Below are 13,175 nucleotides of genomic sequence, written 5' to 3' on the forward strand. Positions count from 1 at the left end.
TACAACAGCATTAGTAGTGGCATAATTGTCAACTAAACTTTCTAATTGTTTTGTTAATGGTTGAAAATCTGCGCTGCTGTAAGTACGAATCCAGTCTGCATATTGATGATTAGGAATACCGTTACGAGCCAACTGTTCTCCTAAAAAGGCATACAAACGCATACAGGGAGACATCGCCGCCGCAGTTAAACCCACATCTCCACCCCAAGCAGTTGCTAACAAAAAGTCAGTATAACGGCGGGTAGCTGTTCCTGGTTCTACAGAATGCAAATTGACTCCCCACTCAGAAGCATAGCCACTATGTAGCCGCAGTTCTTCTAAAACTCCACTAGCTAAGTTATGAAATGTGGTGAAACCTAACCAGTCTGGTGCTTTAGCTGCGGCGATACTATACGCACGGGCAAAAGCTTCTAAGAAAAAAGCATCTTGTCCTACGTAGTAAGCAAATTTCACCTTCTCAAGAGTACCATCGCCAATGCCTTTAACAAAAGGATGCTCTAGGCAAGCTTGGGCTAAGTCTTGATTAGTTGTCCATAATTTGTTAGATAAAGTCATCTGTTATTATCCGTCTGTTCTTTCAACTCTTCCCCTGAAAAAAGAAGCACTCAAAAAGGTAAGAACTGGAGCAAGACTGAGCCAAGACTTCCCAAAAAGTCAACGAAACTGGGGCTACCAGTGCTTACCTTATCATTTACGGGTGCTTGCAGTTCTTTAATAAAAGCTTGGGCTGTTTGCGTTCCCAGGCTGTTGCTTTGGGATGTAAACAACTTTTCAGCAACTTGGGCATCTTGGAATGCACCTGGCCTATCTAGTATTTGGTAACGGGCGACACCACGAGCTAAATAAGCACCAGCATATTCTGGTTTAATAGCGATCGCTTGATTAAAATAACTGATTGCTTGCTGTTCGTTGCCTTTTTGCCCTTCTGCTACACCCCAAGCATAAAATTCTTCTGGTGAAGCAATTTGTAATGGTATACCAACTGCACCCTGGAAGTCAGCGCCATTCAAGTTTGCACCAGTCAGTTCTGCATTTGCTAAATAAGTATTTCTCAAATCAGCACCCGTCAAATTTGCCCCACCAAATTTAGCTTGGCTCAGGTTAACACCAAATAAACTAGCGCCACTCAAGTTTGCACCCCGCAAATCTGCGCCGCTCAAGTTTGCACGGCTGAGGTTAGCACCTGTGAGATTAGCACCGCTCAAATTGGCTCCAGATAAGTCAGCCATCACTAAACCTGCACTAGTCAAATCACAATTTTGACATTGTTTGGTTGCCAATAACTGTTTGATATGTTCAGAATTTGCGGCTTGTACGCTTGTTGTCAAAATAATCGTTGTTAAAAATGTGGCTGCGCTGAAAATTTGGTTTTTCATATTTACGTAATATTTCTTACTCAATATTTAACATTAACTAAGAAGGATTTATACCTCAGCCTATGATATGAGCAATCTCAACATTTTGCCCTCTCTAGTTGCCTATATCACTTATAAATTTGAGTATAGCGGTTCTCGGTTGGGTTGAATACTCCCGTTGATTGGGGAGTCAAGAGAACTCTAGATTATAGTTCCTGGCTTTAATTGAAGTCAGGTGTTTTTATTCATCTAAGAATCGCTCTAAACACTTGCTGGTTGTGCAAATTTACTTCTTCAGTCTTCTGCCTTGGAGAAGATAAACTTAATTTTGTAAATAAGCTCAGGGTGAATGTTAAAATAACTGCTGTCAAACTGCTAATTATTTATACTGAGGTTAACCCTTGATCGGCGTACTTTTGCCTCTGGAGGCTAAGTACAACATTTCATGAAGTCGTAGTAAATTCTCTGCGTGCCTCTGCGCGACGGCAGTCGCTACAACGGGGAGCCACCCCCTTGCGGAGGTTTCCTCCGTTGGGGGGAGTGGCGTGGGAACCCCCCTTCGGGTTCGGCAGTTCCTCATGGGGGAAACCCCCAAGACCGGACTGCCTCACCGCAATGCGCTGCCTCCCCTATGGGTTTAAATTTCAACCCAGAATTCGCCACGATTTTACGGCTCCACGATAGTCAAAACAAACATTAAGATAGTCAAAAAAACGTGAGTCAGCAAGATAAACTCTTAGAAAAAATTCTCTCTGGGACTTCTGATACAGATATCCCTTTCGCCCAACTGTGGCAACTTTTATATAGACTAGGCTTTGATGAGCGGATTCGTGGCGATCATCGGATTTTTGTCAAAGCCGATGTTGAGGAGATATTGAACCTGCAACATAAGAAAGGAAAAGCCAAAAGCTATCAAATTAAACAAGTTCGTGCAGTAATTATCAAGTATAAGCTAGGAACGAAGAATGATGTTTCGCTATGAAATTATTCTCTACTGGAGTGAATTAGAGCAAGCCTTTATTGCTGAAGTGCCAGAGTTATTAGGTTGTGCTGCTGATGGCGATAATTATCAAGAAGCCCTGCATAATGTAGAATTAGTTATGCAGGAATGGATAGAAACAGCTAAGGATTTAGGGCGTCCAATTCCTGAACCTAGACCGCGTTTAATGTACATTTAATTCATACACAAACCAAGTCCAAACAAACCTTGGTATTTTAGGTCAAATTCAATTCCAGCAAAATTTCTCTCTCCAGTAGCATATCTTCTCAACAACTCTTCAGCATTCATACCTTAACTCCCAAATCAATAACTACTTGGAATGGCGATTTTAAGGCTATTTCGTTTTAGACAGAAACCGTCCAGAACTGAAGTTCAGAGGCTCATAGCTAAAGTCCGTTAAAACGGACTATAACCTTTTCTTAGGAACGTGGATTAAATAAAATGCAAAACTTCATCCTGTATCTAGCTTCCCTCTCCTTTATAAGGAGAGGGATTGAGGGTGAGGTAAGCCAGGGACATAAAATCCCGATCTGATTCACTTCCCCAGCTTCGCTAATTGGTTTTTTACAATTATTACAATCAAAGTAGGAGATAATTTTCCAAAGATACAGGGGTAAATACCATTGGTTCAGCAAGCAGAACTCCAGGAAACTTCGTCGATCCAGTCAACCGGGCGCGTGCTTAAAAGTTTGAGTACTTACCGATGGACTTCGCTGGGAGCCTTAGCCAGCCTGTTGCTGTTGACGATCGCCAACGCAATTACCCCGCAACTATTTCGCTGGGGAATTGATCAGGGCATTATCAAACAAAACATCCAAATTGTGCTATATAGCGCCGCCTGGATGGTAGTCGCCGCGATCGCTCGTGGTATATTTAACTTTGGACAAAGCTATTTAGCAGAAGCAGTGTCTCAGGGTGTAGCTTATGACCTGCGAAACAAAATTTTCAGCCAGATTCAAAATCTCAGTTTCAGCTATCATGACCAAGCGCAGACTTCCCAACTACTAACCCGTGTCACCAGCGATATTGAGCAGATCCGTACCTTTGTTGCCACCAGCTTAATTCAAGTCATTGGTGGAATTGTGACATTGGTAACTGTTTCGGTGATTTTGCTGCTGATGAACTGGAAACTGGCACTGATTACGCTAACGGTAATACCCCTAGCTGCATCGTTGATGGCGCGATTTATCAACGGAAATAACAAACTTTTTCGGCAAGTACAAGAACAACTGAGCGACCTAAATGCAGTATTACAAGAGAACTTATTAGGAATCCGAGTAGTGAAAGCCTTTGTGCGGGAGTCAACCGAAAGGTCGCGTTACACGACCATGAATGATGCCCTACTCAAGGCAAACATGAAGACCATTAGCGCGATTCGTGATACCTTGCCGTTGATATTTTTGCTGAGTAATTTGGTAACACTGGCAGTTTTCGCCTACGGGGGAGCGCAGGTGATTGGGCGGAGATTCTCCATTGGCGAACTCGTGGCGTTTAACTCCTACGTAGCGTTGATTCTCCAACCAATTTTGTTGATTGGATTTGCTGCACCGGCGATCGCTCAATCAGCTGCTTCCGCCGAACGAGTCTATGAAGTTGTAGATGCAGAGGTAGAAATTCGCGATCGCCCCGGTGCTGTCCCATTTGACACCTGCGGAGGTAGAATTACCTTTGAAAATGTTTCCTTTCGCTATCCCGGAGCGACAACCGAAACTCTCAAAGAAGTTTCCTTTGAAACGAAACCCAACGAACTGATCGCGGTTCTAGGGATGACTGGCTCAGGAAAAAGCACAATTATGAACTTAATTCCCCGCTTTTACGATGTTACAGGGGGAGCAGTTCGTATTGACGGACGAGATGTAACAAGTTTCACACTAAAAAGCCTGCGATCGCGTATTGGAATTGTATTTCAGGAAACTACCCTCTTCTCTGGCACAATCCGCGAAAACATTGCCTACGCAAAACCCGATGCAACGTTAAAGCAGGTGATTGAGGTTGCAAAAACCGCACAAATGCACGATTTTATTATCAGTCTACCCGATGGCTACGAGACGATTGTGGGAGAACGGGGCGTGGGCTTATCTGGTGGACAAAAACAAAGAATTGCGATCGCTCGTACCTTACTAACCGATTACAGTATTTTAATTTTGGACGATAGTACCTCGGCTGTGGATGCCAAAACTGCTGCCCAAATACAAGCCAAACTAGATGACTTAATGCGCCAAAAAGCTTGTACAACTTTTGTAGTAGCTCAACGCATCAGTACCGTCAAGAATGCCGATCGGATTTTTCTGATGGATAAAGGACGATTGGTGGCACAAGGCACCCACGAGGAATTAATGCAAAGCAGCCCACTCTACGGTGTAATTTTGGAATCTCAGGTAAAGCCGAAGCAAAAAAATGATCTCAAGTTAGGATAATTACTCTATAGCGCTTCTCGTTTGTATGCAATACACTTTGACCTCTCTCCTAAAAGGAGAAAGGCTTTGAATCTTACTCCCCAACGCTAGTAGGGAAGGGGCTGGAGGTTAGGTCTGTGCTATAGCTGGAAATTGTAATAAAGACTTTTAATCTCTTCGAGTTCAGCAGTCGCTCATGGGGGAAACCCCCTGTTCCCGCGTTGCTTCACCAAAATCCCAAATCTAAAATCCCAAATTTTTATGAGAGGCACAGTTCCCGTTGTTGTATCTGAGCAGGCGAGTCAGCAACTTTCTACCCTGCGGCGCTTTTTGCAATACCTGCAACTCTATCGCAAAGAAATTCCCATCGCCCTGACATTAGTATTTATTGGTGCCGTAACCCAAGCAATTGGCCCATTCTTTCTTGGCTGGTCGATTGATCACCTAATTGCACAAGGGAATTTGCAAGGACTACTGCTATTATTAGGGCTATTAGCGCTCAACTACGGACTTGGTATTTTAGCAATCCGGGGTCAAATTCTTCGAGTCGGCTGGATTATGCAGCGATTGCTAGGTCAACTGAGGCAAGACATTTTCACTAAAATTCAAAGTCTGCCACTCAGCTTTTTCGATCGCAGCGAAGCAGGCGATTTAATGAGCCGCTTGCTGAATGATGTCAATACAGTAAATCAGGCATTTGGACTGACGATCGCCCAAATGTTGGGCAACACTTTCAGTTTAGTCGGTATTGTCATTGCTATGCTCTCAATCAACCTGAAACTTGGCTTGTTGAGCAACTTAGTTGTGCCACTGATGATTTTTACCACAAGCTTATTTGCACGTTGGGCAAGAGTCAAGTTTCGCGTTACCCGACAGACGATTGGGGAGCTTTCTGCCAAGTTGGAAGAAGATATTGGCAGTGTGCGAGAAGCACAGGCATTTAATCGTGTACAGATGAACATCGCAAAATTTGACATTCTCAACGCTGCTAATCGTGATGCCAATGTGGAAGCTGTGGTAATTACTTCAGCCTTTTTACCCTCGATTGATTTTCTCAACACCCTAGCAACCGCAGGTGTGCTAGCCTATGGCGGCTATCTCGCGGTAACAGGAGCTGCAACAGTGGGTGTGGTGACAGCCTTTTTACTTTACGTCCAGCTATTCTTCCGCCCTATCCAGATTCTCAGCCAGTTTTACACCCAAGCTCAATCTGCATTCGCCGGATTAGAGCGAATCTTTCTATTACTAGATGAACCATCAGAACTCAAAGACGCACCCGATGCAATAGAAATGTTGCCCATTCAAGGCGAGGTGACATTCGAGAATGTCAAGTTTGGCTACAACCCAGATCAATTGGTTCTCAAAGGGGTGAATTTGCACGCTTATCCTGGGCAGATGGTTGCGTTAGTCGGGCCGACCGGTTCGGGGAAAAGTACAATCATTAACTTGATTTCGCGCTTCTATGATGTATCTGGCGGTGTAGTGAAAATTGATAATATTGATGTGCGTAGCGTTACTCAAGCAAGTCTGCGGCATCAAATTGGCATCGTTCTGCAAGACAATATTCTGTTTAGCGGCACCGTCGCCGAAAACATTGCCTTTGGCGCTCCCGATACTACCCAAGCTGATATCGAAACGGCTGCACAGATGGCAAATGTGCATGAGTTCATTACCTCGCTGCCACAGGGTTATACAACTCAATTGGGTGAACGGGGCGCACCCCTGAGCCAAGGACAGCGACAACTGATCAGTATTGCGCGTGCGGTGTTGATCAACCCCCGAATTCTGATTCTAGATGAAGCCACCAGCAGCATTGATACCCGCACAGAAGCGCTAGTACAAACTGCGATCGCCCGCTTGCTGCAAGGTCGTACCAGTTTCGTAATTGCCCACCGCCTCAGTACAGTTACTCAGGCAGATCAGGTATTAGTAATTCAGCAGGGACAAATTGTCGAGCAGGGTACTCACGCCGAACTGATTAATCAGCAAGGTGTCTATGCAAACCTCTATGCCTTGCAACTGGGTGCAGCAGACACAATGGAAGTAAGATAACTGGGGTTAAGTTAGCTGGTGTGATTAGCCAGACGGTAGCCAACAGCGTTAGTTGATGATAGTAACACAGAACAAGTTCACCTGAGTAAAACGACATAACCAATGAACACCCAAGGTAACAACACTGGTTCCGCCTACAATCCTCCTAATGTCGAACTTATGTTAGAAAGCGAACGTGTTTACAAAGCCTTTTGTCGAGCTATCCAAGTGAACACAGGGCTAAAAGGAACTGCTCTGAAACAAAGGCTTGTAGAATGCCACAATGCTACTTATAAACTCTTGTTTGGAACTGAGAGCGTTAATAAACAAGCGCTAAACACAATGGAACAAGTTTTTCTGAATAAGCAGCTTTGGTTAACTGTTGTGATTATTGCAGAGACTAAAGGCATGAGTATAAAAGAACTACTAGAAGGCTTGGAACTACCATTGTTTCCGTGAACTGACACTAACCTTTCTGGTCGTCTGTTGTGCCCCCTAGGGTGAGGATAACTAGAAGAGGGTACGTGTTTAGGTGCGCCCTCTTTATTTAGCTACAGATTACTTTTGTGTATGTTCTACAGTTTGAGGTAGTATCTTATCCCAATGCTGTATAGCTTTTGGCGCAAGCCTGACAAATGTAAAAGTTAGGAAAGACAAGATAAAAGCAACGACCTGAGCGTGGGTTGGGTTTATAATGGTTGCTAAGTTTTCTTTTGCGCGGTTAGATAATAGACCTTCTTTTGGCTTACCGTGTTTACTTTCGTAATAGCGTTGGTAGTTATTCATATATCAATTTATATAGAATATAATTTAGTATTTACCGTTGTTCACCTTGCGTCAGTGATTTGTATCACCACAGCAAAAGAATGAAGCTACCTAACCTCGATTCACAAACCATCGATCGCATCATTGAAATGGCATGGGAAGACAGAACATCTTTTGATGCCATTGAGGCTCAGTTTGGGCTGCTGGAAAAACAGGTAATTGCCCTAATGAGGCGCGAAATGAAAGAATCTAGTTTCAAAATGTGGCGAGAGCGAGTCACCAAACGCGATACAAAACATTTATCTAAGCGAGAATTTATTGCCGGTCGGTTTAAATCACACAATCAAAAAATCTAAGTAATCGGATGAGCGTAGGCGTAGCCCGCACTTCTCTACGAGACGCTGCGCGTAGCTTGCTTCCACGAAGTGGTACGGCAAGCTACCTCGGCTGCGCTGGGCACAAGTCAGTGACCATCGTAGACATCGCTATAATGTAATGTGTTTAATCAAAATATCGCATAACCATCAGAGGCTAAAATACTTGAGAAGAAATAAGCCTGCGATCGCGCTTCCCCTAATTGAGTGAAAACTACCAAATTCAGAAGCACAATGACAAAAGTTACCCTTTACATCGCAGCTAGTTTCGATGGGTACATTGCTCGCAGTGATGGTGAAATTGATTGGCTATCAATCCTTGATACAGAAGGGGAAGACTACGGTTACACTGCTTTCTACGAATCGATTGATGCTATTGTCTTGGGCAGCAAGACGTATGAAATTGGACTTAGTTTTGATGAATGGCCATATCCAGAAAAAAAATCCTTCGTTTTCACCCAACGTCATCTCAAAACTGACTGCGAAGACATTGTGTTTGTTTCTGACACAGTGAACCACGTCTTAGAAAATATACAGGCTCAAGGCTTGGAAAACATCTGGCTAGTTGGTGGCGGAGCATTAATCAATTCATTTCTTCAACACAGCTTGATTGATGAATATATTATTTCAACTATTCCAATTATCTTAGGTGGTGGTATACACCTTTTCCCACCGTCTAGCGCTGAAGAAAAATTGGAGATGATTAACTCAAAACAATATCCTAGTGGTTTACTGCAATCACATTACAGGCGAAAAGTAAATGTTTAAAAATTGATAATTCATAATTATACTTCAAGTGGTGAGAAGTCCGAGCCTCGCAAGCTGATCCTCGGACTTCCGGGAATTTAAACTCCACCTGAAACGTTACTGCCGTTATTAGGCAGGAGAATCAAACCCTTGTTAATTACGAATTACGTTAGCGCAGCGTTAGCGAGTCATCGAGCGTCATTACGAATTACGAATTACGAATTATAGCTGTAGACAGACAGCTTAGGACATTCTCAAACCCTAAGAGAGCGGCTGTCACAGCTATCCATAGCAGACTTGTCCTAACCATTATGGCAGCCGCTATAGCTAAAGAAGCTTCTGAACAGCGTTACTGAAGTCTTCGTAAGGAGAAACTCCCACAATAGTTTCAGCTAAAACACCATCTTTAAAAATTAAAACTGCTGGAATACTGCGAAGACCGAATTTTTTGAAAATCGGCTTGTTGCTGTCAACGTCTATCTTAACGACTTTAGCGCGACCTTTGTATTCCTGGGCGAGTTGCTCCATTAACGGACTGATCAAGCGACAGGGACCACACCAAGTAGCAGTAAAGTCAACAACAACGACTTTCTCTTCACTTTCAGTTAAAATAGCATCAAATTCACTTTCTTGAACGTAAGCAACGATGTGAGTATCAGTGGACATTTTTTAATTCCTTAGTGCTAAACTAAAATTTCAGTAAAAAGCTAACTATACAAACTATACTCCCTTCTGCCTGTCAGATTTACCTGTAACCGACATCGGGAAACCCCCGCAACTAACTTTTGATTAGCAGCCTGGATTTAGATCCCCGACTTCTTGAAGAAGTCGGGGATCTGGGCAGCAACTTTTGCTTAAGTAAGTACCATTCCACCGTAGCAACCTACCTAATCCCAACATTTCACACCTTCAAGACGGAGAAGCCTTAATGGTCATTCTCTTGAGAGAACAGTTCTAACAACCCAATTGTGCCTACAAAAAAAGTATAAATAGCATACTTTATTGGCATCTTTTTTCTTGAGGTTGCATAAAAAGCTGCTATAATGCTTTCGATGAAATGGCTCGTCATCGCCAAACGCTCAATCCCAAAAATTAGATTCAGGCTGCTTGGTAGATTACTATTAGTTATTACTGCATAAATATTCCACGATTCTAATCCAATTGCGCTTGTTATAAGTATTGTAGATAGAACTTTTACAAATGTAAAAATGTTTCTGGAATTAAACTTTAAGTTCATAACTGTTCACAAAAAAACGTTTAACATATCCACAAGATTCGGTGAAAATAGACCAAAATGCCATTGAGCGTCCGGTTCAATGCCTAAAAGACCCTAAAAAACAGAAACTAAACTACTCAGACAAGAAGAAGCGCCATAGCCGTAAACACAGCAAGTAATCAAGATTAAATCACCAGATATTTAAAAAATAATAAAACTGTGGAATAATACATAGATGGTAAATTTAATTGCACTCTAGAGATTGATACAAAATGTAAAGCTATGATTGCTCAACATTACAATTCAATTCATGTTGAAAACAACTTACTTAAACAAATCAAAATTAAAGAAAATCAGCTAAAAATTGCCCAAGAATCTAATATGCTCTATGTAGCAAAAGGATTACAGAATGAACTATTAAAGTTACAGGGGCAATTATCAGAGGTGCAAGATGTTGAAATTCAGGCGTTGATGAGTTTGCTAGACGATTAAAATTGTAAATTTATGTTGCAAAGTTTATTGAAAACACAAAAACTCTGCTATTAGGAAACACAGTATAGTGATTGTGATAGTAGCGATCGCTTAAGGGACTGACAACAAATAAATTACTACTATTTGTGGGGTGGGCAGCGTTCGACTGACTTGTAGTGAGCGTTAGCCTGGCCTGAGCTTTGCCGAAGGGTCGAACCCTCACGCCGAAGTCTTGCCCGCCTTGGTCCTAATTATAAGGTGTCATAGAAGGATGATGATTGTTAGTTAGATAAGATGTTAGATGTTAGGATTTTTGCTGGGTACGTGGTATTTTTATCTGCGGTACTGAATCAATCTTAAGAACAGGTTTAATTGAGCGCAGTTGCCTTTGCCTAAGAATTTGAATTTCTCTCTCAATCGAATCTTTTCCTTGGCTAAAAAAATCTTGAGAATTATATGGAATCAAGTCACGGGATAAATGTTGAGCTTGTGTTGGAGTCAAACTAGAGAAGGCTTGTTGAGCATTGGCAGAAGTCTGTAAAGTCAGGAAAAAAGCTGTTAAAACCACCAAGGGTTTTATTTTTATATATCCGGTGAATATCAGGTTTAGCATGATTGATACATTTATTACGTGAATGCTGCTTAAAACCATTTTGTGTTGGTCGGATTATAAACAAAGTACACTTATTCACTTGTTAATTACCTCCCACAAATGGGTGAATTAATCAGCTAAACACCTAGTACAGCACGGCGTAAATCCAGCTACCATCTCAATTAACTAGACATACAGCACTTTGCAGGTAAATTAAGTACACATCTTAATATGATAAATCTTGTGGGGTGGGCATCCTGCCTGCCCTTGTGTACCTCATTCAGATGAAATGTGCTGTAAAGGTAGCCAAACTTCCGCATCTCCTACATGAACGGATAAAACTTCAGACAAGCGGTATAAATTAGTATGATAGAACATTGGCGGATCTCGTTGCGATCGCTAAGACAATAAAGATGTTCACCCAACTAAGGTCTAATACGAATCTGATAGACTATCTTAAATTTAAAATTATAAAAGCTGGTAGCTCAGGGCTGATAACTAACTATGAGTGAAGCCTTATTCTGTATCGAAAATCTGCAAGTTGCCTATCCTCGACGGAGTGGAGAAGAAGCAAGCTGGGCGGTTGATGATGTATCTTTCATCTTGCAACCAGGTGAAAGAATGGGATTGGTGGGAGAATCGGGTTGTGGTAAGTCAACTATCGGACGGGCAGTAATGCGTTTACTACCAGCGTCTAGTCGTGTTGAGGGACGGGTGATATTTCAAGGACAATCGGTGTTTGACTTGATGCCTAACCAGTTGCGGAAGTTTCGCGGAGAAGCGATCGCATTAGTTTTTCAAGATCCGATGACACGCCTCGATCCGCTAATGACGATTGGTAAGCATTGTATCGAAACCCTTCAGGCGCACTCACCAGAATTATCAACGCGAGAAGCCAAAGAAAAAGCACTTGCTACCTTGGCAAAGGTGAATATTCCCGCTAGTCGTTGGAATCAGTATCCTCATGAGTTTAGCGGTGGAATGCGCCAACGGGTAGCGATCGCCTTAGCTTTACTCCTGAACCCCAAGTTGATTGTTGCTGATGAACCTACCACTAGTTTAGATGTCACCGTTTCCGCGCAGATATTGCAAGAATTAACTCGCCTGTGCGGTGAAGAAAACATGGGATTGCTGCTGATTTCTCACGATTTAGCAATGGTGGCTGAGTATTGCGATCGCATTGGCGTTATGTACAACGGCAAGATAGTCGAAATGGGTTCTACAGAAACCGTATTTAAAAACCCTCAACATGAATACACGCGATCGCTTTTAAAAGCAGCTTTACACATTCAAGCAGTAAAAGATAATGGAGAATTGATAATTGCCAATGACGCAGAAAAGCAATTACCGATTATTAATCAGCAATCCCCAATTTTGAGTGTTACAGAACTCAAGCAATACTACACCATAGAACCTAACTTTATCGAACGACTGTTTAACACACAAGCGCAGACAATTAAAGCAGTAGATGGTATTAACCTGGATCTTTATCCAGGAGAAATTCTCGGCTTAGTTGGGGAATCAGGTTGTGGTAAAAGTACGCTATCACGAACAATTTTGCAACTAATTCGTCCCACTAGTGGCAAAGTTGAGTTTTTAGGACAGGATTTAACTAAACTCTCGCGTCAAGAAATTCGCTCCTCACGGCGACAAATACAAATGGTTTTTCAAGACCCTCATGCTTGTCTTAATCCAGCGATGACAGTGGGAGAAAGTATCACTGACCCTTTATTTATCCACAATCTTGCCAATCCCATTAAGGCAAAAGAACAGGTTTTGTGGATGCTAGAAAAAGTTGGGTTAACACCGCCAGAAGTCTATTATGAGCGTTATCCATCAGATTTGTCTGGAGGACAACAGCAACGAGTTGCGATCGCTCGTGCTTTGATTACTCACCCTAAACTTCTCATTTGCGATGAACCCGTGAGTATGTTAGATGCCAGCGTGCAGTCGCAAGTGCTGGATTTGATGTTGCAATTAAAGGAAGAGTTTGAGTTAACTTATCTGTTCATCACTCATGATCTTTGGTTAGCGAGATTTTTGTGCGATCGTATTGCCGTGATGAATGGCGGTAAAATTGTCGAACTCGGTCTGACAAAAACTATTTTTGCTAATCCTCAGCACCCATATACCAAAACCTTACTAGCTGCTGCTCCATTACTAGCACGAGCCTAACTCAATAAAATCAAGAGTTATGAGTTTAAAATTCCCAACTCCTGTACAGACGC

Annotated in this window: 15 protein-coding genes; 9 read left to right on the forward strand and 6 right to left on the reverse strand. The window is 42.4% G+C overall.

All coding sequences use genetic code 11. The annotated features are described in order from the left end of the window. Positions 1–555 (reverse strand): TenA family protein (locus ACYTXL_RS08880; protein ID WP_461924400.1); only part of this gene is annotated, 555 nt, incomplete at its 3' end. 50 nt (positions 556–605) lie between these two features. Beyond that, on the reverse strand, positions 606–1,376 hold the full coding sequence (locus tag ACYTXL_RS08885) for a pentapeptide repeat-containing protein (RefSeq protein ID WP_461924401.1): 771 nt from the start codon (positions 1,374–1,376) through the stop codon (positions 606–608). Positions 1,377–2,070: 694 nt separating this feature from the next. On the opposite strand from ACYTXL_RS08885, the gene ACYTXL_RS08890 reads away from it, so the two are divergent. From ACYTXL_RS08890 to ACYTXL_RS08910, 5 genes are all read left to right on the forward strand, one after another. Then, positions 2,071–2,337, forward strand: coding sequence for a type II toxin-antitoxin system HicA family toxin (locus tag ACYTXL_RS08890; protein WP_334791720.1), 267 nt, complete (start codon positions 2,071–2,073; stop codon positions 2,335–2,337). Next, positions 2,321–2,533 carry a type II toxin-antitoxin system HicB family antitoxin gene (locus ACYTXL_RS08895; RefSeq protein ID WP_461924402.1) on the forward strand — a complete coding sequence of 71 codons (213 nt, stop codon included), beginning with the start codon at positions 2,321–2,323 and terminating at the stop codon, positions 2,531–2,533. Before ACYTXL_RS08890 ends, ACYTXL_RS08895 begins: the two co-directional genes overlap by 17 nt. Positions 2,534–2,978: 445 nt before the next feature. Further along, positions 2,979–4,772 (forward strand): ABC transporter ATP-binding protein, encoded by a 1,794-nt coding sequence (locus ACYTXL_RS08900; protein ID WP_461924403.1) that lies wholly within the window; start codon positions 2,979–2,981, stop codon positions 4,770–4,772. 240 nt (positions 4,773–5,012) lie between these two features. Next, the gene (locus tag ACYTXL_RS08905; protein ID WP_461924404.1) at positions 5,013–6,803 is read left to right on the forward strand and encodes an ABC transporter ATP-binding protein; all 1,791 of its coding nucleotides are present in this window, start codon (positions 5,013–5,015) and stop codon (positions 6,801–6,803) included. Between the two features lie 102 nt (positions 6,804–6,905). Further along, the gene (locus tag ACYTXL_RS08910) at positions 6,906–7,241 is read left to right on the forward strand and encodes a hypothetical protein (protein ID WP_461924405.1); all 336 of its coding nucleotides are present in this window, start codon (positions 6,906–6,908) and stop codon (positions 7,239–7,241) included. Between the two features lie 99 nt (positions 7,242–7,340). Here ACYTXL_RS08910 and ACYTXL_RS08915 read toward each other — a convergent pair whose 3' ends face one another. Continuing rightward, the gene (locus tag ACYTXL_RS08915; RefSeq protein WP_461924406.1) at positions 7,341–7,568 is read right to left on the reverse strand and encodes a hypothetical protein; all 228 of its coding nucleotides are present in this window, start codon (positions 7,566–7,568) and stop codon (positions 7,341–7,343) included. An 80-nt stretch (positions 7,569–7,648) separates the two neighbouring features. Here ACYTXL_RS08915 and ACYTXL_RS08920 point away from each other — a divergent pair, with 80 nt between their 5' ends. Then, positions 7,649–7,903: a TIGR03643 family protein gene (locus tag ACYTXL_RS08920; protein ID WP_461924407.1), complete on the forward strand. Its 255-nt coding sequence runs from the start codon at positions 7,649–7,651 to the stop codon at positions 7,901–7,903. A 252-nt stretch (positions 7,904–8,155) separates the two neighbouring features. Continuing rightward, a complete protein-coding gene (locus ACYTXL_RS08925; RefSeq protein WP_461924408.1) occupies positions 8,156–8,689 on the forward strand; it encodes a dihydrofolate reductase family protein in 534 nt (177 codons plus the stop codon). Between the two features lie 306 nt (positions 8,690–8,995). Here ACYTXL_RS08925 and trxA read toward each other — a convergent pair whose 3' ends face one another. Continuing rightward, positions 8,996–9,334: a thioredoxin gene (gene trxA / locus ACYTXL_RS08930; RefSeq protein WP_461924409.1), complete on the reverse strand. Its 339-nt coding sequence runs from the start codon at positions 9,332–9,334 to the stop codon at positions 8,996–8,998. A 259-nt stretch (positions 9,335–9,593) separates the two neighbouring features. Continuing rightward, the gene (locus ACYTXL_RS08935; RefSeq protein ID WP_461924410.1) at positions 9,594–9,905 is read right to left on the reverse strand and encodes a hypothetical protein; all 312 of its coding nucleotides are present in this window, start codon (positions 9,903–9,905) and stop codon (positions 9,594–9,596) included. A gap of 261 nt (positions 9,906–10,166) precedes the next feature. Between ACYTXL_RS08935 and ACYTXL_RS08940 the strand changes: the two genes are divergently transcribed. Next, positions 10,167–10,376, forward strand: a complete 210-nt coding sequence (locus ACYTXL_RS08940) for a hypothetical protein (protein ID WP_461924411.1) — start codon at positions 10,167–10,169, stop codon at positions 10,374–10,376. Positions 10,377–10,659: 283 nt separating this feature from the next. Here ACYTXL_RS08940 and ACYTXL_RS08945 read toward each other — a convergent pair whose 3' ends face one another. After that, positions 10,660–10,968 carry a hypothetical protein gene (locus ACYTXL_RS08945; protein WP_461924412.1) on the reverse strand — a complete coding sequence of 103 codons (309 nt, stop codon included), beginning with the start codon at positions 10,966–10,968 and terminating at the stop codon, positions 10,660–10,662. A gap of 483 nt (positions 10,969–11,451) precedes the next feature. Here ACYTXL_RS08945 and ACYTXL_RS08950 point away from each other — a divergent pair, with 483 nt between their 5' ends. Beyond that, on the forward strand, positions 11,452–13,122 hold the full coding sequence (locus tag ACYTXL_RS08950) for a dipeptide ABC transporter ATP-binding protein (protein ID WP_461924413.1): 1,671 nt from the start codon (positions 11,452–11,454) through the stop codon (positions 13,120–13,122). The last annotated feature ends 53 nt before the right edge of the window (positions 13,123–13,175 follow it).

The organism is Nostoc sp., assembly GCF_054880495.1.